The sequence below is a fragment of the Enterococcus sp. AN402 genome (assembly GCF_040719405.1).
Classification (GTDB): domain Bacteria; phylum Bacillota; class Bacilli; order Lactobacillales; family Enterococcaceae; genus Enterococcus; species Enterococcus faecalis.
The window spans coordinates 2,328,435-2,346,195 of the sequence record NZ_JBFDTM010000004.1; the positions used below are offsets into that span (position 1 = coordinate 2,328,435).

Annotated in this window: 27 protein-coding genes, 1 tRNA gene and 1 pseudogene; all 29 read right to left on the minus strand. The window is 37.7% G+C overall.

Annotated elements, in window-relative coordinates:
* Positions 1–113: 113 nt before the first annotated feature.
* Positions 114–437 carry a phage tail tube assembly chaperone gene (locus tag AB1I62_RS12665; RefSeq protein WP_033596973.1) on the minus strand — a complete coding sequence of 108 codons (324 nt, stop codon included), beginning with the start codon at positions 435–437 and terminating at the stop codon, positions 114–116.
* 1 nt (position 438) lies between these two features.
* A complete protein-coding gene (locus AB1I62_RS12670; protein WP_143113808.1) occupies positions 439–765 on the minus strand; it encodes a collagen-like protein in 327 nt (108 codons plus the stop codon).
* Between the two features lie 9 nt (positions 766–774).
* Positions 775–1,395, minus strand: coding sequence for a major tail protein (locus AB1I62_RS12675; protein ID WP_033596971.1), 621 nt, complete (start codon positions 1,393–1,395; stop codon positions 775–777).
* 2 nt (positions 1,396–1,397) lie between these two features.
* Positions 1,398–1,751: a hypothetical protein gene (locus AB1I62_RS12680; RefSeq protein ID WP_033596969.1), complete on the minus strand. Its 354-nt coding sequence runs from the start codon at positions 1,749–1,751 to the stop codon at positions 1,398–1,400.
* Complete coding sequence (locus AB1I62_RS12685; protein WP_033596967.1) at positions 1,748–2,173, minus strand: HK97-gp10 family putative phage morphogenesis protein; 426 nt, start codon at positions 2,171–2,173, stop codon at positions 1,748–1,750. Before AB1I62_RS12685 ends, AB1I62_RS12680 begins: the two co-directional genes overlap by 4 nt.
* Positions 2,166–2,501 carry a phage head closure protein gene (locus tag AB1I62_RS12690; RefSeq protein WP_239644831.1) on the minus strand — a complete coding sequence of 112 codons (336 nt, stop codon included), beginning with the start codon at positions 2,499–2,501 and terminating at the stop codon, positions 2,166–2,168. The genes AB1I62_RS12685 and AB1I62_RS12690 overlap by 8 nt, the downstream gene beginning before the upstream one ends.
* Positions 2,491–2,832, minus strand: a complete 342-nt coding sequence (locus AB1I62_RS12695; RefSeq protein WP_033596964.1) for a head-tail connector protein — start codon at positions 2,830–2,832, stop codon at positions 2,491–2,493. Before AB1I62_RS12695 ends, AB1I62_RS12690 begins: the two co-directional genes overlap by 11 nt.
* Positions 2,833–2,898: 66 nt before the next feature.
* The gene (locus AB1I62_RS12700; protein WP_051582958.1) at positions 2,899–4,047 is read right to left on the minus strand and encodes a phage major capsid protein; all 1,149 of its coding nucleotides are present in this window, start codon (positions 4,045–4,047) and stop codon (positions 2,899–2,901) included.
* 1 nt (position 4,048) lies between these two features.
* Complete coding sequence (locus AB1I62_RS12705; protein ID WP_074653369.1) at positions 4,049–4,618, minus strand: HK97 family phage prohead protease; 570 nt, start codon at positions 4,616–4,618, stop codon at positions 4,049–4,051.
* Complete coding sequence (locus AB1I62_RS12710) at positions 4,569–5,786, minus strand: phage portal protein (RefSeq protein WP_074653372.1); 1,218 nt, start codon at positions 5,784–5,786, stop codon at positions 4,569–4,571. Before AB1I62_RS12710 ends, AB1I62_RS12705 begins: the two co-directional genes overlap by 50 nt.
* Positions 5,783–5,986, minus strand: a complete 204-nt coding sequence (locus AB1I62_RS12715; protein WP_033596958.1) for a hypothetical protein — start codon at positions 5,984–5,986, stop codon at positions 5,783–5,785. Before AB1I62_RS12715 ends, AB1I62_RS12710 begins: the two co-directional genes overlap by 4 nt.
* A 3-nt stretch (positions 5,987–5,989) precedes the next feature.
* Positions 5,990–7,813 (minus strand): terminase TerL endonuclease subunit, encoded by a 1,824-nt coding sequence (locus AB1I62_RS12720; RefSeq protein ID WP_239644830.1) that lies wholly within the window; start codon positions 7,811–7,813, stop codon positions 5,990–5,992.
* Positions 7,810–8,277: a phage terminase small subunit P27 family gene (locus AB1I62_RS12725; protein ID WP_051582956.1), complete on the minus strand. Its 468-nt coding sequence runs from the start codon at positions 8,275–8,277 to the stop codon at positions 7,810–7,812. Before AB1I62_RS12725 ends, AB1I62_RS12720 begins: the two co-directional genes overlap by 4 nt.
* A 91-nt stretch (positions 8,278–8,368) precedes the next feature.
* On the minus strand, positions 8,369–8,893 hold the full coding sequence (locus AB1I62_RS12730) for an HNH endonuclease (RefSeq protein WP_051582955.1): 525 nt from the start codon (positions 8,891–8,893) through the stop codon (positions 8,369–8,371).
* A gap of 39 nt (positions 8,894–8,932) precedes the next feature.
* Complete coding sequence (locus AB1I62_RS12735) at positions 8,933–9,112, minus strand: hypothetical protein (RefSeq protein ID WP_033596954.1); 180 nt, start codon at positions 9,110–9,112, stop codon at positions 8,933–8,935.
* A gap of 41 nt (positions 9,113–9,153) precedes the next feature.
* A complete protein-coding gene (locus AB1I62_RS12740) occupies positions 9,154–9,393 on the minus strand; it encodes a hypothetical protein (RefSeq protein WP_033596952.1) in 240 nt (79 codons plus the stop codon).
* A gap of 386 nt (positions 9,394–9,779) precedes the next feature.
* A tRNA-Arg gene (locus AB1I62_RS12745) sits at positions 9,780–9,850 on the minus strand.
* Between the two features lie 1,249 nt (positions 9,851–11,099).
* Positions 11,100–11,516, minus strand: a complete 417-nt coding sequence (locus AB1I62_RS12750) for an ArpU family phage packaging/lysis transcriptional regulator (protein ID WP_367019322.1) — start codon at positions 11,514–11,516, stop codon at positions 11,100–11,102.
* A gap of 603 nt (positions 11,517–12,119) precedes the next feature.
* Entirely contained in the window at positions 12,120–12,377 is a 258-nt protein-coding gene (locus tag AB1I62_RS12755; protein WP_367019323.1) for a hypothetical protein, read from the minus strand.
* Positions 12,377–12,727 (minus strand): hypothetical protein, encoded by a 351-nt coding sequence (locus AB1I62_RS12760; protein WP_367019325.1) that lies wholly within the window; start codon positions 12,725–12,727, stop codon positions 12,377–12,379. Before AB1I62_RS12760 ends, AB1I62_RS12755 begins: the two co-directional genes overlap by 1 nt.
* Positions 12,724–13,044, minus strand: a complete 321-nt coding sequence (locus AB1I62_RS12765; protein WP_367019326.1) for a hypothetical protein — start codon at positions 13,042–13,044, stop codon at positions 12,724–12,726. The genes AB1I62_RS12760 and AB1I62_RS12765 overlap by 4 nt, the downstream gene beginning before the upstream one ends.
* Positions 13,041–13,412 (minus strand): annotated as a pseudogene (locus tag AB1I62_RS12770) (YopX family protein); the annotation flags it as partial. The pseudogene AB1I62_RS12770 and the gene AB1I62_RS12765, both read right to left, overlap by 4 nt.
* Before the next feature lie 53 nt (positions 13,413–13,465).
* A complete protein-coding gene (locus tag AB1I62_RS12775) occupies positions 13,466–14,230 on the minus strand; it encodes a site-specific DNA-methyltransferase (protein WP_127341826.1) in 765 nt (254 codons plus the stop codon).
* 52 nt (positions 14,231–14,282) lie between these two features.
* The gene (locus AB1I62_RS12780) at positions 14,283–14,489 is read right to left on the minus strand and encodes a hypothetical protein (RefSeq protein WP_002367277.1); all 207 of its coding nucleotides are present in this window, start codon (positions 14,487–14,489) and stop codon (positions 14,283–14,285) included.
* Positions 14,490–14,504: 15 nt separating this feature from the next.
* Positions 14,505–15,107 carry a hypothetical protein gene (locus tag AB1I62_RS12785; RefSeq protein WP_367019328.1) on the minus strand — a complete coding sequence of 201 codons (603 nt, stop codon included), beginning with the start codon at positions 15,105–15,107 and terminating at the stop codon, positions 14,505–14,507.
* A gap of 19 nt (positions 15,108–15,126) precedes the next feature.
* Positions 15,127–15,597, minus strand: coding sequence for a DUF1064 domain-containing protein (locus AB1I62_RS12790; RefSeq protein ID WP_367019329.1), 471 nt, complete (start codon positions 15,595–15,597; stop codon positions 15,127–15,129).
* 148 nt (positions 15,598–15,745) lie between these two features.
* Complete coding sequence (locus AB1I62_RS12795; protein ID WP_042889076.1) at positions 15,746–16,015, minus strand: hypothetical protein; 270 nt, start codon at positions 16,013–16,015, stop codon at positions 15,746–15,748.
* Between the two features lie 138 nt (positions 16,016–16,153).
* On the minus strand, positions 16,154–16,993 hold the full coding sequence (locus AB1I62_RS12800) for an ATP-binding protein (RefSeq protein ID WP_367019330.1): 840 nt from the start codon (positions 16,991–16,993) through the stop codon (positions 16,154–16,156).
* An 11-nt stretch (positions 16,994–17,004) separates the two neighbouring features.
* The gene (locus tag AB1I62_RS12805) at positions 17,005–17,760 is read right to left on the minus strand and encodes a DnaD domain-containing protein (protein ID WP_049098630.1); all 756 of its coding nucleotides are present in this window, start codon (positions 17,758–17,760) and stop codon (positions 17,005–17,007) included.
* Position 17,761: the final 1 nt, after the last annotated feature.

A 17,761-nucleotide genomic window follows, 5' to 3' on the forward strand; every position in this document is an offset into this window, starting at 1 on the left:
TAGTTCCATAAGAACGTAATAAGGTTGTCTTTCTATTGTCGCTAAATCCCATTGAGAATCATCTAATAATCGCTTTTCAAAGTCTAAAAAATCATTATAAGCATCTAAAGAGGTTACTTTTTTTCATTTTCTTCTATTGTTTCTCCTGTTGGATTGATTAGTTTATAGAATAAGGTGAAAGCAAAACTCGTCATTCGTGCCATCGGCCATTCTTCCAGCTCTTTTACTTCTTTTGGCTTTAATCTCAATATTACTTTTAAAAAATCTAACGACACATTAAGTAAGTCTTCAAAATATTCTAGTGATTGTAATTCAGCTTCTGTTTCTTTACTCATTTTTTCTAATTGATTAAATTCTTTCCCAAATTTAAGAGCCAACCGTACTTGTTTCACGGTTGGCTCTTGTGGCATACGTTCTAATAAATTTTCTTCTAACATATTAGAATTCCTCAACTTTCTTGGCGTTTACTGAAATCGGTGCTATCGTGCCGTCAGTCATCGTCATTGTCCCTGATACAATTTGACCAGAAGCGTCTTTGGTTAGTTCGATGGCTTTCACACCAAGACCGTCTTTTCCGTTAGTTCCATCTGAACCTTTATCACCCTTTGGTCCTTGTGCGCCAGTGTCGCCTTTGTCCCCCTTAGGGCCTGCTGGAATTTGACTAATTTTTATTTCCAACTCTTTCGTATCGTCGACTAAGTCATTGTGGTCTGTGTGTTTGATTTCTTCGTTTGCTTGTACATAGTTTGCTTTCATCGTTGTCATCCTTTCCCTTTAGGCATAAGTAGTTGTTGTATCGTATTTGCTTTCGGGTGCATCGTACTTAGATTCGTTGTCCGGCTTTGCTCCAGGGCGAACTAACGCTTCCCATTTCACTTTGTCGAATTTTTCATTTTCAACTACATCCACATAAATCTCTCCATCGCTTTTCCGTGTTTCCGCTTTGAAGGTCAATTTATCCGGTGAATGCACTTGACTAGCAGTATTTGTCTTCATATCAATAGACGTTGCCGAGAAAGTGCCATTTAAGATTGCGACATGTCCGGTCTTCCCAGTTGCTGCATCTTCTGAAATCATTTCAAAGCTACATTGTGGTGGCTGCGTATCTTTATTAATGTGCCCAAATCCGTCTGGACGTGCTTTTCCTAAGATAACATCCATGACGTTTTTAGGAATGGCATTTGCCGTAAAGGATACTTGGATGTTTCCGACACCTTTAGTTGGATTTTTCCATATGCCGTCTGAACCATAAATAGCTTGCCCAGAAGGGGCAATGTTTGAGATATTTGCATCCACTGTTGAACCTGATTTTTGATCGATCACAAACGTGTCTTTTACTTTTTCATTTTCATCATAAATAGCGATAATCGCTTTTCTAAATCCAAATGTTGCCATAGTTAGTCACTCTCTTTTCTTAAATATTTTGTTTTTTGATACTTTAGAATTGCTTGAAACTGTGCAATTTCAGGGTCATATTGGTGGTATCCTGAAATTTGCACAAAATTATTCGATTCCAGTAATTCATTAATTTTGTCTTCGTATTCGTCTGGTTCTGTTTCATCGTCATACGTAATCGTCATCTGCACTTCTTCTGTCTTAGCTGTGGTTACATTGCTACCAGCAACACTTCTTACAGAATAGACTTCAGTTAGCAAAATGAATGTTTTGTCCATTTTATACTCTATTGGTAGATGATAGGCGAACACATTGTTAATACCCGACAATAGTTTTTGAACATCTGTCACAATCATTTTCGCCTCATCTCCTCATCGTAAGCTTGTTTCATTGCTTCTAAAATTTTAGGCTGAGTCTCAAGGTAAGTTGTTTCCACAAAATGGCGTCCAGGTATGAATTTTACAGTGTGTGCCGATTTTCCCTTACCGCCGTGTGACATGTAACCATCATTTAGAAGTCGTGCAATATACCCCTTATCCCCTTTTTTGGCACTAAAAAAAACCGAGCTATTGCCGGTCGCGCCATCTGTACTCTGTTTTAGGCTATCTACTACATGCTTGTTTTCTTTGTGTCCACTAGTAGGTGTATTCTCTTTTAGCGCTTTTTTGTAAACTTTTGCACCAGCCTTGGTGATACGCTTCTTTTGTTCCAGCGTTGGGATACGGCTCTCCACTTGTTCTAAAAACGCTTCTAGTTGTTCTTCTAACTCATCAGCCATTCTTGCTCAATTCCTTCAAAACGAGCATATCAAAAGATTTAGGGCCATCGTCTGCATCAGGATGATAAGAAGCTATTTTGTATACGACTCCTTGAAATTGTGCGTGTGTCCAATCTCCTAGTCCGTATTTCAATGTACGAATGAGTATAGAACGAGAAAAATGTTGTTCTGTTCCCATCAACTGAATAATTTCAGCGGTGGACAGTGAAAACAAACTGCACCACACTTCTTTTTCAGAAGAAAATTTTGGTTTTTTGATGCCTGAAGGTGTATCGACATCTTTCATGACCCCAAGTTGGACTCTATACGTTAATCGGCTAGGATTCACTTTTTTCAAGGCGTTTGCTCCTCTCCATGAGATAGACTGTTCGAAGTTGTCCAATGATTGCACGGCTAACCGGTTCCACAGAATTGACAGAAGATATCTGCACAGATACACGATACATGTAGTAGGTGGATGCCAGCGCAATCAAAGCCGTCTCAAATAACGACTCCACTTCAGGCAATGAGTAAAAATCAGCCATCACAGAATCTTCCTCTCCGATTGCCTGTTTGAGATAGGTGGACGCTGCAATGATATTTCGTTTGAGAATTTCATCGTCATAATCGCCATCTATTCTCAAACTAAGTTTTAGCATATCCAATAGTTTCGTATTCATCTTCGTACCACCTAACTGTATTGCTTTCCACTACTATAGGTTGCGCCCGAATCATATCGGGCGTTCTTAGGGTTTCGGTGTATCGTTGATAGATAATAAGAAACCAGCTTTCTTATCTGTTACTTCCACATCGAAACGTAAAACACCCATTAGGTAGCGTCCATAGATTCCATTTTCAGCCCAAACAACCGATGCTTGGTTGCGATCGAAAACAGTCACTGCACGACGGTCTCCAATGAAAGCAACTTGATCACCAACTTTTTCACCTAACAAGGTGTCTGGTACTTTCACGACAGGAACACCAAGTAATGTTCCACCAGATGCTGAAATTACATCACGGTGGAAAATATATTGTCCTTGTTTGTCTTTCAGTGTATCCAATGTTTGGTACAAACTTTGCGTACAAATGATTTGAGGTACATATGCTGGATCGAGTTTCACATTTAAAATTTCCTTAATGCTATCAACCAAATCATCTTTAGCGCCTGGAGTCACCTTTTCAAACGCTTTTAGCTTAGCAGCAATAAACTTGTTGGTTGTATTTAACATCCGTTGGGAAATTTGATTGGATATTAGAGCAGTTAAATCTGTTTGTGCATCTGAAATGGCTTCTTGTGAAATCGGTAATGCCCCACGATATGTCCCTACTTCCCACTTGACTTCATGAAATTTTGGTGCTGCCAATTCTGGATTTTTTGCAAGCTCTTCTACTGAAGGAAGTGCGTCTGTTGGATTTTCCAAAATTGGATAGCTCCCCGACTTTGTTCCAACATCAGTTTTATTAAAATTTGCCGATAAATCGTAAACTGTTTGAACTTCTTTTTGAGGGATGTAAGAAATATCTTTGGGAATGATGACCTCTTGGTTGATTGTTGTAACACTCTCTCTTAATTCCCCATGACGCAAATAAGCATTAATACCATCCCGTACTTCTTTTCTAGGATCCTCGTTCGTAATTTCTCTCATTGTGTTCGATCCGTTTGATAGTTTAGGCGAAAATCGTTTTTCTTCGTCCTCTTCGATTGCGTCTAATTGATTAAGTTTTTCGAACTGCAATTTTCGCTCTTCTAAATCTAAAATTTCCTGACGCAATTCATCTAGTTCTTCGAATTGTTTCGTGACATCTTCTCCAGTTTCTGCTAGAGAACGAGTTTCCTTCAGTGTTTCATTATATTTTGCTCTTTTTTCCAATAACTCTTTTAACAATTTGTCCATGCTATTCATCTCCAATTTTGTAATAATCTAGTATTTTTTTTCGTTGATTTACAGTTGATCGTTGGTGTTCTAATGATCGCTTGTCTACGGTCGTTTGCTTGTAAGCCGGAATCGGTGTCAGCGTGATTTCAAATAGCTTATCAATTTCTTCGACGGTGCGTAGATCAGGTTCTGATCCTTTTGACCACTGCCAACTGTCACGTTTTACCGTAAAGCCAAAGCTACACCCTTTGATGTTGCCAGCCGTAACGTTTGCTAAGACATCTCGTGCTAAGGTGGTGTCAGGTAATTTTGCTTCAAAGTAAAGCCCCGTATCATCGACTTTCAACGTTAAATTTCCGCTATCGCTACGTGCTAGAATATTTGCTGTATCATGATTGTACAAACACAAAACTTCTTGCATATTGACATTTTGAAATGCAGTTGGTGCAATTGTTTCCACAAAACCACCTAAATTTTCGCTTTCTTCATTGAACTTGACTGCGTATCCACTTATCACATTCGTGTTTTTTTCGATGGTATCACGCGTCTGAATTTGGATTTGTCGTACTCTGATTTCCTTTTGGTTCATTGTTCTCACCACCCTTCATCTTATTTATTGGTATTGGTGGCAATGTAGGATATCCTTTGACTTTTACCGATTTGAGGATGTCTTCCGTTAACAAATCTGCATTTGATTGCAACAGCACTTCTTGTGCGACACCTGGTGTAATGACAGATTTCTGCACAAGATTTGCCACACGATTTTCCAACAATTCACCGTTCATATCTAAAATATGTCGTGTACTTGGTTCGATATCGAACGCTAATTTATTTTTCAACTCTGAAATCACGGGTCTGATATATCTAGCTAAAGCTGTCGTATAAAGATTCGACACCATTTCGATATTCGAATGTTCCGATTCAGACCCTAAATAGTCTTTCGGAATACCGTAAACTTTTGCTATCTGATCGCTTGTCCAATCGGTTGCTCGAAGCAACTTTGCTAAGTCTTGATTCAGTTCGATTGAGTGATACTTTGATAACTGGTCGACAACGCCAACACCGTCTTCTTTTAACGTTTCCATAAACCGCTTTTTGAAGGCCCTCTGTGCTTTATCGCTAATATCTGTTCGTTGGATTTCTAATATCCCTTTGACGTTCAGTGCATTCACAAAGGCGTTTAGTGTGAATTTTTGATTCGTATCCTGCAGCTTCAGTTCTTTTGTAAGCGCGATAAGAGGCGAGTTTCCAACCATGCCATCCGTAGAACAAATACGAAAATGCAACACTTGATCCGCAGGTGTCGCTCGTTCATCTGGCCGTTCAGAGTCAGGAAACGTAATGTCATACCAAAGTGCAGTATTTTGACTATCTTTGTTCACCGTCACCTGGCTAGGTAAAAGATATTCTATCGTATCAATTCGACCTGTTAGATTGTCTCCATAAATTCGAGCATATGCATTTCCAGAGAGCAACAATTGCGCAAATACCGCTTGCCAAAAGGTGTACCCATTGGCTATTTGGTTAGGATTCTTTAGTGCTTTGCTGACTTGTTTCCGCTTGGTTTCGAACTCTATGGCGGCAAGGTCACTACTCAACAAATGGATAACTGAAAAGATATCCGAGTGCTTCAATGCTTTTTTTGCATCCACATAATCCCCTGAAAAAATTAATGAGTTTCCATCGAATTGAATCCCAACATTTGTATATCCAGCTTGAATTGTCGTGTAATCTTTTTTCATGCTTCGAAAAATCATTGTTCGTCACCGCCGTTCGCTCGATTCAGCAAAAGAGCGACAAAAATCAAGGCAATTCCTAAAGCGCCCATCCCTAAAATCGAGTTAAAAAAATAGACCATTCGTACCAAGCAGTACAAACCGCCTAAAAACAAAATAGAATGTAATTGTGCGAAGATAAGTTCTCGTATTCGTTTTAACCATAACCACAATTTTTTCATCAGCTAAAAACCAACCTTTCCATTCAGTATCATCTCTTCTATTTCTTCATTGCTTAACTTGTCATATGGATTATCTGACTTCGCAAATCCTTCGAAGTGATACATTCCTTGGTACATGGCATCTACGAGCGCATCGACCACGTCTATTTTAAACGATCGCTTACTTTTCCCAATGACTAAACCACCTTTGTTCTCTTCTAAATCCGCGTTAAGCAACGCTTTTTCCATAATTCTATCCTCAAAGTGTGTCACTTGTTTACGGACAAATCCATCCTGCAAGAACTTAATACTTTCAGACAATACCATCGAGGTTTGTTTGAGATTTAGAATATCCCAACTCGTATTTTCTTCTAACAACTGCGTGAGTTTATTTGTTCGTGCAGTGTCGTAGGCGAACAATTTTACTTTTAATTGGTTTGCTTCGACAAATTCTAACAACCAATCATAGACCTGATCTAAGTCGATTAGTCCTACAGGATCATTTGTGATTGTACATAGTCCTTTAGTAGCCAAATCACGGTACGCAATACCATCAGACTTCTCTTTCCCTTCAATACTTCCTAAAAGTTTATAAGGGACAAATGAATGCTGCATTAAGTGATACAACTGGCTACCATTTTCATCTTGATATGGAAAAACAAATCCAAAAGCAGTATTATCGGACGAAAGACTCGCGTCAAACCCAATATAGACTTCTCTGCCTCTAATATCGAAATTAGGAATTGTTGTATCTTCGAAGTCATCTAATGAGACATAAGAATTTGACTTCACTGTCAGCCAAAGATTGAGATTCTTATTAATGAAGGAGTCTACTTCTCCTAACAATTCTGCTGTCCCTCGTTGTGTAAACAGCCCGTTTAGCAATACTTCTCTATCACTTTCCAAGTCAAGCAATGGATTACTTTTCACCCATGTTTGCGGTCGATTAATCTCTTCTTTCGAATCTTGACACCACATAAGGCAAAGCTGTTCTTCTGCTTTTCCGTCATCTTTTTCGACAGATTGGATAACTAAATCTTCTTCCTGTTTGAATGGAACCGTTGGGTCTGGGTAAGCAGTAGAGATTTGAATGAATTGTTTGTTTCTTACTTTGACTTGCCCACTCGTGATTTTTTTCGTCACTTCTGAGTGTTCTGTTTCACCTGCTTCATCGAAAATAGCAGAAACAAAATGGTAAGAGTCAAACTTTCCAGATTCGGCAGACATCTGTCGTAAAATATTTCCGCCTTTACGTTGAATCACTCGATTGTGTTGTGGTTCTATCTCTAACTCAGCCGCTACTCTGGAAAATGGTCCATCTAGTAATTGGTGCATCATCGTTCTAACATAACCATACAATTTTTGAGCTTGTTCACTGATATTTGAGGCAACCATCAAGTCTTGATTGGCTAAACCCGCACATTCGACCAAAAAGCTGTAACAGCTAATAATTGAACATAGATAGGTCTTTCCTTGCCCACGTGCTACTGACAGCAATACACGACTAAAACGCTTGTTACCTAACGAATCCCGCCAACCAAACATTTGACTTAAAATAAACTCTTGCCATGGCATGAGTTTTGTTGGCTCTCCTGTATCTACATTCGGGCAGATAGCTGCAAAACTTAAAATGCTTTGGACAGCTTTCAGGTTATATGTGTAAGCTGATTGAGCATTCATCGATCGCTCTAAGTCCCGTAAATGACGAAGACAAGCCAGTTGGATATAGTAACCTGCAATTTGTTTGTTTGTTAATACAGCAAAACAATACGCCGTTCCAGCATCTCGGAAACGACGTTTGATTTTCGCCGTGTTTAGTTTTGAGAATTCTTCAAATACATCAATCAAAATTTGAACACCTCCAATATATCTGTTGTGACTTCTTCATCCGCTTCCTTGATCACTTTTTCCCTGAACTGATAGTCAAATCCCAGTGCTGTGCTCAATGACCGCATTGTCTTAGAAGCTGTATCGATTACACCTACTGCTGGATTCTTCTTCATACCTGTTTCCGTTTCGATTACAACTCCAAATTCTTTGACAGATTCCAAAGCTTGCCGATACATAGCATAGTTTGCACAGAATAATTCTAAATTTGGTTCATCTAGCCGCGTGAGACTGTCTACAGATTCGAAATTTTTAATAATTTTCGTCCAAAGATATTTTCCTTCACTTGGTAATTGATTCGGTGCAGAAGTTCGTATTTTTAGCTTTTCTTGTTCATTTTTTACGGGGTTTTGTGAGCAAGTTTTTGCCGTTTTTTTAGTTGCCTGCATCTTCTTATTTGTTGATTTAACAGTATCCTTAGCCACTTTACCACCTCCAAAATAGCAAGAAAAAAATTTTTCAGAAATTCAGTTTTTTTTGAGCTGTGGCCCACTGAGCGAGCTGTCTCCCAAAAGCCTATAGCCCCGGGGGTCTAAACAAAAAAGCTAACCCATTCAGGTCAGCTATCTCTTCGACTTCTTTTAGCCCTTTAGTTGTACCATCTTTGTTGTAACCTGTCCCGTAGTATGCTTGTTCCCAACGTGTCTTCTTGTCGTGGCACTTTTGACAGCAACAAGCCAAGTTATTCACATCGTTCATTATTGATTCATTGAATTGCGTTGGAACGATGTGGTCAACAATCTTTGCTGGACTAACTATCGCTTGTAGCTTGCAGTACTGACACTGATAGTTATCCCGTTCTAGTACCTGTTGGCGAAGGGACTTCCACGCCTTCGAATGGTAGAAGCGTTCTCGTGTACTTCTGTCATTGCTGTATCGTAGAACAGAATTGTACCTTCGCTGCCTCTGTTTGTTTCGTTCTCCCCACTGCTTTCGCTTCTCGAGATACTTCTTGCGTTCGGCTATATGTGAACTACAAAACAGTTCTTCTCTGTCTACAAGTTTAATACAGCCTTGGTGTTTGCACCTAATGACTCTCATCTACGATCACCTACAAAAAAAGACCGCCGAAGCGATCTACTAAGATTGATTATTATGATTTGTTCCTGTTACCGCCTTGATTATCGACACTATGATTAACGCTATCCCTCCATACACAAATACTGCAACAGCCACTGTATACTTAACAAACGATTGGATGCCCCAACCACAAAAGTAACAGATGACAAATAATAATGCTAAAATCCCTATTATCCCCATGGACTCACTCTTCTTTTCATCATGATAACTAAAGTATAAAACTAAACGTATCTTTTAGCAATCTTTTGCAAGTTCTCTTGTACATGCTTGTCACTCCAACATCCATGACCGCAATATACCAACTTACAATAGTCAATTTCTTGTGGTGTAGCTTCTCGTGTCATCTCAATAATGGAATAGTATTTCTTAATCTGCACCGACATTACAACACGTACTGAATCAGTTGTACGGTTCGGTTGTGGATATTTATGTGTTAGCGATACATACCAATAGCTTTTCATATTTTTCTCTCCTAATTATTTTTATGTACTTGATTCAATAAATTATCTTTTGTTATACTATTTATGGGTAGCAACTCCTTTTTGTAAATAGCAACCATTAACAATCCAATATAGCAACCAACAAAAATTTTGCACGAATGCTACCTAGCCACTAGAACCCATAGTCTAGTGGCTTTTTTATGTACAAAAAAGACCACTCATTTTTATTGAGTAGTCTAAAGATTTATATTAGACTGCCTAGCCAATCTAACACTTATATAACAATACTAGGTTGCTAGCCATTTTATCCTGTTTCGCAGGCTGGCTGTTCTGAAAGGAGGTGAACCGACCGTTAAAGTAAGAAACATTTATTGACGATTCTTTTATTTAAGTAGCAAAGCTACCTATTGGCGTGACAGGAATCGAACCTGCCTCTTATCTCGCTATATGCTCGTTGCATCCCAGGTGCTACACGCCAACCGAAAGGATTTTTATACTATGCCATTTTTGAGATTGTCATTCCATCAGCATAAGAATGGTTTATATCTTTGAATACCATCACTGCTGATCAATCTCTGTACGGTTTTCGCTACAGGCAGTCGAGATTTACCGCAAACTCAATATCGCTGGCAAGGATTTGCACCTTGCATGATTAGATTTATCCGATGGGCCAAAGCCCTACATACGAACTTATACGTTGTTCCAATGTCTAATCTCACGTACGAGCGTCTACCTATTCCGCCACAGCGATAATTAAAAGCTCAAAAATCAACAGATTTAGGCTTTTATTTCTGCTTCCTTTGTTTACAGTGTTATTCAGTCACATACCCAAAGAGGCTGAACTATCAGGCGCTACCTAATAGCTTCTCTTTACTTTTTCTGTATGATCTAGCTCTAACGGCTAATAACTTTCACTTGAACATTCAGCATTTACATAAGAGTCCCATTTTTATTATTTGTCATCTGTAAATAAATTGCTGCATTAAGCTACTCGTACCGACTTCTTTCGTTAAACACTGATTTCTCAGTTTCTCTGCAAAGCGCTTGGTTTGAGGTTTCTAAGGTCTGCCAAGCTTCTCACACTTCCACCTAACTTAGATTATTCTCCACTGGAGCATCTATTGTCACGCCCGAAAGTTTCGTACCTTACACCTGCACAAATTCCACGTAGTACTTTGCGATTAATAGCTTTTACTATTAGTCCTTTTTACATTGCTGTAAAATCCACCACTAAAATCAATCAGTATCCCAATTCATTTTAGTTATCGACTTACCCCATACTACCCTAGCACATTGTTCAAATGCTCTTCACTAGGTTTAAATCTATTGATTTTTCAATTTTTAATAGTACTCACTCACAAACCTGTAGAAAAAAGAGAGAGGAATTGCACCCCATTTCTTTAGTTTGAGAACGTCTGATTTGTGAGTGAGCATTGCAACTAACATAGCGCTCTCTTGACAAGTGCTTTCGGCGTACGTCTACGTGTAAGCTTCATGCCAAGTTCATTGCAATATTTGCTACCTACGACTAAACGAGACCAAAAGAACTGGACTTTCCACATCCTTATTCTTTATTTTTTTGTAGGTAGCCTCAAAATATAAGCGAAACGGAGCTAAGATAGGTAATGCATGCCTTACCCTCGTCTCCTTATCTTTTGACACTACCATAATAACATCTAAATATTGATAAAAACCGCCAACTTTCCGCCAAAAAACCGCCAAAAATTTTATCTATAGGCGATTATTTTTCCATTTCGATACGCTTCGGCAAATTCAATTAAAGCCTCTGATTTCATTCGTTGAATACTTCTTTCGGAATATCCAACTTCTCTAGCAATCTTGTAATTAGAGTAATGGTCCTGCACACAGAAACTATAATGCAAAATTTGTCTACTAGTTAGGCTTAATGCCATAAGCGCAGATAGAATTGCATCTCTTTCTGCTTCTGCATCTGCTAATTTTACTAGCGCATCTTCTGCTTTGTTCCCGTGACTTTGGCTTTTAGGCATATCTGTAATAATTGGTGATTTTAAATCTATCAAAGAGCGACCAGCTATTCGCTCTAAACGTCTAAAATTCTTCAACACATTTCTAGCATTCGCTTTTGTTTGTCGAAAATCTACTTCTTTTAGCAATTTAATCAAGTGGAATCGCTCCTTTTGTGGTATAATAACTATGTCGAAAACATTACTCACAGTCGGAGCAATCCGGCTTTTTTTATTTACTCTTATTGAATTTCCTTATTTCATCATGATATAATACAAACAACTCAATTCATCTTGAGTGATGTCATCTGGAAAACTCGACTAGAAAAAACTAGTTGAGTTTTTCTATTTATGATAAAATAATTTTATTGTGACCAATGTTTGGGGTAAAGTAACCTCACATATCACAAGCTACCACTTTTCTGGTAAAATATTCTTCTTAGTCAACCAGTGGTCGGTTGGCTTTTTTATACTTGATTTTTTATAATGGGTTTGGTATAAAAATACTATAAAAAATAAACTTAATATTATTTCTTACAGAACTACCTAGCGGAAACTAGGTAGTTTTTTTATACTATCGATTGTAAAAACTAAAATACATTAGTTTCAAAACTATTTGAACCCACTTATTAAACGACTAAACCAATGGCCAATTATTTCTGGATGTGAAATAAAATATCCGATTCCAACAATTGAGACAATCCAGCATATGCCTATAATCACACAAATAATTGTTAGAGGTGAAAATTTCTTATCTTTCATCTATTCTTGCTCCACAAACCATTCACTTAGCTCTTTTGATGCTTCTTTAGCTTTGTTAATCACAGCGTTCGCACTAGCATACATATCTAAATTACTAACTGTCACTTCATACAATTTTCCATTTAAAAGATGAATCAAATTTATTAATTCATCTAAATTTTGGCTTCGTTTTTCGTCAATTGCCGTATCTCCAATAGGCATAACTGGACCAATCAACTGATCCACAAGCTCATTTAGCGTATATTTTTTCTCTTCCATTATTTTTCCTCCTGTTCAATCCAATCTACAAACGCTTGTAAGACTTGCTTCAATTCATCATCATTTAAATCACCATATGCATAAGCTACTTGCTTATACTTCATTTTTCCACCAGTAGTTGATAAAAACCCCATAATTTCGATAACTTCACGTAATCCGTGTAATTTGCATGATTCTTTCAACCAATCCAGTACAATCTGCTGATTTTCGTTGAACTGCGGCTGCTTCATTAATTTTAGATATTCAATATATGTTATAATTTCCTGATTATGCCTAGTATAATCAGGTGTTGGTTCGCTTACTGTTAATTGTTCTTCAAGAAAACCAATTAATTGATTCAATTCACTCATTCTGTTCCCTCCTGATCTAAAAACCACTCAACGAACATCTGAATAACTTCTGCTTCCTCAACCCTTGATAAAGAGTAGAATGCTTCTTCCGTTTTAGGGTCTTCGTAGACCTCTCCAATACGCTCAAGTGCCTCAAATAAAGAATCTTTTTTACAGTAGTCTACTTTCAACCAACCAAGTACTTGCTCCTGATTTTTATTAAGTTGTGGTTGTACACTTTCGTCTGCTTCAAACGCTTCACTTTCCAATCTTTCCCAATCGCTACTATGCATCTCAATGAATTCAATATCTGATAACCAAACGGCTTTTTTACTCATTCTGCGACCTCCAATAGCTCTGGGTTCTCGTGGATATTTCCGATAACTTCTTCTTCACCAGTCCACGCATATCCTTTTTTGAATCCTGATAAGTACCATGCAGGCATGCCACCAAAAAATGTGCCGCCATATTCTTCCAACCAAATTACTTCATGCGGACATCCTCGAGTACATCGAATAATGTCCCCTTGATAAACATCAACGCCGTTCTTGTCTTTCAAACCTGTAGATTGCATGAGAACACATTCAGACACATCTAAATTGATACCACTATAATCTACTATGCAACCAATACTGCCATCTTTTTCGAGGTCAATTGTTTTAACGTTCACCATGTCGTTGGTGTTTTTATCCCACGCTCTAAATTTTGGGAATCATCTTCTTCACTCACTTTCTAAAATAATGACAGCTGTTCTCCAGTTCATATAAATAGCCCCATTGGGATATTTGACAACATTTTTTCCTGAGAAGCTTCATACATCTCTTTCTTTATTTCAAAACCATAAGCATTTCTATTAAGTTCTGCAGCCGCTCTAAGCGTAGAACCACTGCCAGCACATGGATCAATTACAACATCTCCATAATCTGTAAAAATTTCAATTAATCGTTTAATAACGGGTACCGGTTTTTGTGTCGGATGTATTTTTGGGTAGCTGTTATCCGTTTCCCATTCAAACCAATTTAGAACCATACGGCCGTCGTTATTAAATTTCGGAAGTTTTTCTCTATAAAGAACGAGCGCATATTCTGTAGCTCCTACAACTTTCATATTTGCTTTTAATACCTGAGGACTGGATTTCTTAATAAAAACTAGTGGAATATGATTGTTAAAGCCGTACTTTTTACCATAGTCAATCACCATTTGAAGCTGTTGAAAGGCACAGAACACAATCATAGCAGGCGCTTTCCCTACTTCTTTCGGTTCTTTTTTTAACATTTTTGAGCAAAAGTGCATGAATTCAGATATTCTAAAATTTTCATCAGTATCAAAAAAACTTTTATTCGCTTTATCCGATTCTCCATTTTCAATTTTTCCGCCTTCATACCATGCAGAACTCGATGCGTATGCATTTTTACCTAGGTTATAAGGAATATCTGCAATAACTAGTTGTGCTTTTGGTATGCCATATCGTTTATAATTTTGAAAATGATCGTTAAATAATTGTATTTTCGTTTCTCTCTGCATAATTTCAAAGGAGTAAAGAATTCTTTACTGTGGCCACAAACTCCACTCCCTTCTATAAATTCACTGGCTCATTTTTATAACCAGCATCAATCAAAATTCCCTCAATCACATAAAGGTCCGTCTTCTGCTTCAAACTAGCTTTAAATTTCTTGGCAATATTTCTAGCTGTTTCTAAAGAAACAACTTCATATGTTTTAGCCAATGCATCCGCAATTATTGCGGATGTTGGCGTATAATAAATCTCAAGCAAAATGAACACTCACTTTCTACGAGATTATTCTTCGATTTCTTCTTCATCTTCAACTGTCTTTTCAGGGAAAATGATGTTCTCTTTGTTTTTGCTCCAAGAATCTGCAAACGGTGCAAAATGTTGGCGTGCAAGTTCAACTTGGTTGATTAAATTTTCAACTGAAACATCATGATCAGCCGCAATTTCTTCTAGCGCTTCCCCTTCATCGATTCGATGCAACACGCCACGAACGTTGATTGTTACTGATTCTGGCCATTCGATAGTCGTTGCCTTCTTGATGAATTCGTCAATAGTTTCTTTCGATACTTGCACAGCAACTTCTTCGACTTCTTGCACATCATCGCCCATTTCTAAAGAAGTTTGTTCTTCTTTTAGAACTTCAACTGTTCCGTCGTTATTCACAATATATTCGACATTCGGCTTATTCGTCTGCTTGTTAACTGGTACCTTGTATTCTACTGTTTCTGGCTCAATGGTCGTTGATACTGTTTTGCCTAAAAAATCGTTTAAACTTTCATATTTTCCTTTTAATGAAGCGTTGCTAACCACTAATAACACTTCGATATTACCGTTTGATTTAGATGTCACTTTCTTTACTTCTGGTCTAAAATTTACTTGTTTTGTCATTTTATTTTCCTGCTTTCGTTTAATAATTAGTCGCATCTTTCCATTCGTAATCGAAATTATCGGTTATGAATGGTCTTTTTTCGTTTAAAGGCTTAGTCACGCCTTGTGTGATCACTTTAAAATCTCTAGCACGAACAACAATCGCTTCAACTGGATGACCATATCTAAGGGCAAATAGACGAAAACGAAGCTTAACGGATTGGTCAATGCCATACACGCTAAAAGAGTTTTTAATATCAATGACATGTCTCCAACTCCCATCTAAGTTTTTTATGATAAAGTCAGGTGAATAAGCTATCGCCGAAATTTTGCCTATACCATCCGCAGTTGGTGTAAGTTCAGTTAGTTTAAAACGCGGATGAACTTCAAAAGGCAACCCACAATTTTTGACAAACTTTACATAAAAGTTAGCTTCCTTCTGGCTATCAAATGTGTAACCATCAATCGTGACTTTATTTCCTCGCTTATTCAGGGCTGTTGGTGATTGCATTGTTTTAACTCCCTTTCCTTGGTCGCAGTTTCCGCTCGAACTGCTTTTCCATCTTTGTTGCATTCTGGGCATGGAATAGGTGTTGCATAATTAAATCTGTCTTTTCCCCAAATCACACGCTGGTCTTGACATCTAACACACTTCATTCTCATTTAGCCCCTTTCATCCAAGCTTGGTTATCTTTTGTTGCTTTTTCAATTGGTTCCTTTTTAAAATCTACTTTGGTAGATTTTGCTGTATACCTATTCGGTTTTTCTGGCATTATGATGGCTTCCTTTACTTCTGAAACAGTTCCGCCAGATACGATTGTTGCAATAGCTGCTGTCTCTTTATGCTCAAATAGCACAGCATCTTTTAAATTGGCTACTGGTCGACCATCTTTGCCAAGATAGGCTGAAATTTTCACTACATACGGCATTGAATGATTCCCCTTTCTATCGATTTATTTTTAAGGCTTTAAAATGCGTTTTAAGCCGTTTTTCTTTCTTTACATCTATTTATATTCGCTTGATTGTAAAACTGTCCTACGCTGAATATATTCGCTAAAAATAACATTTTAGATACCTGATACTCGCTTATCCGACGTTCCCTCAATTTTCATCACAAAACCTTGTGAATTACTCATGATGCGAGAAAGGATTCTCTCCCCATAAGCTTGGCTCATTTCTTTACCTGTTAAGTTCGTTGTAAATACTGTTGCTTTATTCTGCCGAGCTTCTACAATGCGATTTAAGGTGTCGTTATTAAAGTTGGTACTGTCATTCCCTTTAACGCCTAACTCGGCCCCTAAGTCGTCCAAAACAACTAAATCAGCGCTTTTTATCTCTGCCATCAAACTACCTGTTATCTCTTTTCTAGCTTGCTCATCATTCATGGCAAATCTTAGCTGTTCTAAGAGTTCCGCATAGCTAATAAATAGGCAGCGTTTATCATAGTTTGATTTCTCCAACACTTCCCAAGCCGTTGACATAGCTAAATGACTTTTACCAACACCGCTTTTTCCTGAAAGAATCATATGAATTGGTTTATTCAAAAGAATTTCAGTCGTGGCTCGATTGGCAATTTCAAAAGCAAGCTTAGTTTCTGTGTCTACTGTTTTGTAAGTTTTAAAACGACAATTAATTAAATTTTTGTCGGTATAAAGAGAGCTGTACTTCAAGTAATTAATCGCTCTAGCTTTCAAACTATCGTTAAACATTTTCTCTGTTTCGAGGTCTTCTGCTTTTTTGCGTGCTTTATAGCCACATTCCATGCAAGTTGGTGGACATCTATCGGACCCATCTTTATTTTTGGCACGCCACGCATAAAGATTTCCTCCGCACTCTGGACATGGATCAGGTGTGATATAAAGCAACGTTTTAATCATTTTTGAAAATCCATCTGATGCTGACTGCATTCTTTCACTTCCTAAAATCCAAGATCATCATAATCCGAATGACCTGTATTTGATTTCTGTTGCTTGGTTGTATTACGTTCTCTTTTTACGGCTAAAGCTTTTACATCATCTAAAGTTTTAACGCCTTCTTGTTCCCAATTTCTCAAAATGCTTTCTGTATATTTGAAATTTCTAGCATTTGATTTTGCGGAAATTTTTAAAGCTTCACTTACTAATTCAGTTGATAAATCATTACACCAGTACTCTAAATTTTGAGTGGTGACCGAATTTAGCATTCCGAAAATTGATTGATAAAGTTGAAAAACTGACTGCTGCTCTTCTACTACTACAACATTCTTTTCATTCTTATCATTCTTTTCATTCTTGTATGTTGTCAATGGCTTGTCACTCGATTGTCTTTGGCTTGTCAACGGCTTGTCACCTGATTGATAATCAGACCAATTTTTTATTGTTATAACGCTGTATCTAGCGTTTGACTGGATTGTCAATAATTCTTCATTTTCAAATTTCTTAAGCCATCTCCATAGCGTTCGCCATGCAATCGCTTTGTCACTCGACGCTCCTTCGTTGTACTCTTTTGCTATCGCATGGGCTCCCGTGACGAATTGTCCGCTTGTCAAGCGTACTTCTTGACCATTAAACAAAAACTTCCTGTCTTCATGACTTGCTTTCATTAAACAAAGTATCCAAAGCTTGAACATATCGGAATTGGTCCAAACGAATGAATTAGTCACTTTTCGATACAATTTTATATATCCAGTATTCATT

Coding starts and splice junctions, on each gene's coding strand:
- AB1I62_RS12775 (WP_127341826.1), bottom strand. CDS start 14,230: ATGCAGAGAGAAACGAAAATACAATTATTTAACGATCATTTTCAAAAT.
- AB1I62_RS12765 (WP_367019326.1), bottom strand. CDS start 13,044: ATGAGTAAAAAAGCCGTTTGGTTATCAGATATTGAATTCATTGAGATG.
- AB1I62_RS12665 (WP_033596973.1), bottom strand. CDS start 437: ATGTTAGAAGAAAATTTATTAGAACGTATGCCACAAGAGCCAACCGTG.
- AB1I62_RS12730 (WP_051582955.1), bottom strand. CDS start 8,893: ATGAGAGTCATTAGGTGCAAACACCAAGGCTGTATTAAACTTGTAGAC.
- AB1I62_RS12755 (WP_367019323.1), bottom strand. CDS start 12,377: ATGGAAGAGAAAAAATATACGCTAAATGAGCTTGTGGATCAGTTGATT.
- AB1I62_RS12715 (WP_033596958.1), bottom strand. CDS start 5,986: ATGAAAAAATTGTGGTTATGGTTAAAACGAATACGAGAACTTATCTTC.
- AB1I62_RS12735 (WP_033596954.1), bottom strand. CDS start 9,112: ATGGGGATAATAGGGATTTTAGCATTATTATTTGTCATCTGTTACTTT.
- AB1I62_RS12675 (WP_033596971.1), bottom strand. CDS start 1,395: ATGGCAACATTTGGATTTAGAAAAGCGATTATCGCTATTTATGATGAA.
- AB1I62_RS12800 (WP_367019330.1), bottom strand. CDS start 16,993: ATGCAGTCAGCATCAGATGGATTTTCAAAAATGATTAAAACGTTGCTT.
- AB1I62_RS12790 (WP_367019329.1), bottom strand. CDS start 15,597: ATGCAATCACCAACAGCCCTGAATAAGCGAGGAAATAAAGTCACGATT.
- AB1I62_RS12785 (WP_367019328.1), bottom strand. CDS start 15,107: ATGACAAAACAAGTAAATTTTAGACCAGAAGTAAAGAAAGTGACATCT.
- AB1I62_RS12695 (WP_033596964.1), bottom strand. CDS start 2,832: ATGAATACGAAACTATTGGATATGCTAAAACTTAGTTTGAGAATAGAT.
- AB1I62_RS12805 (WP_049098630.1), bottom strand. CDS start 17,760: ATGAATACTGGATATATAAAATTGTATCGAAAAGTGACTAATTCATTC.
- AB1I62_RS12680 (WP_033596969.1), bottom strand. CDS start 1,751: ATGATTGTGACAGATGTTCAAAAACTATTGTCGGGTATTAACAATGTG.
- AB1I62_RS12685 (WP_033596967.1), bottom strand. CDS start 2,173: ATGGCTGATGAGTTAGAAGAACAACTAGAAGCGTTTTTAGAACAAGTG.
- AB1I62_RS12710 (WP_074653372.1), bottom strand. CDS start 5,786: ATGATTTTTCGAAGCATGAAAAAAGATTACACGACAATTCAAGCTGGA.
- AB1I62_RS12700 (WP_051582958.1), bottom strand. CDS start 4,047: ATGGACAAATTGTTAAAAGAGTTATTGGAAAAAAGAGCAAAATATAAT.
- AB1I62_RS12740 (WP_033596952.1), bottom strand. CDS start 9,393: ATGAAAAGCTATTGGTATGTATCGCTAACACATAAATATCCACAACCG.
- AB1I62_RS12705 (WP_074653369.1), bottom strand. CDS start 4,618: ATGAACCAAAAGGAAATCAGAGTACGACAAATCCAAATTCAGACGCGT.
- AB1I62_RS12760 (WP_367019325.1), bottom strand. CDS start 12,727: ATGAGTGAATTGAATCAATTAATTGGTTTTCTTGAAGAACAATTAACA.
- AB1I62_RS12670 (WP_143113808.1), bottom strand. CDS start 765: ATGACAACGATGAAAGCAAACTATGTACAAGCAAACGAAGAAATCAAA.
- AB1I62_RS12795 (WP_042889076.1), bottom strand. CDS start 16,015: ATGCCGTATGTAGTGAAAATTTCAGCCTATCTTGGCAAAGATGGTCGA.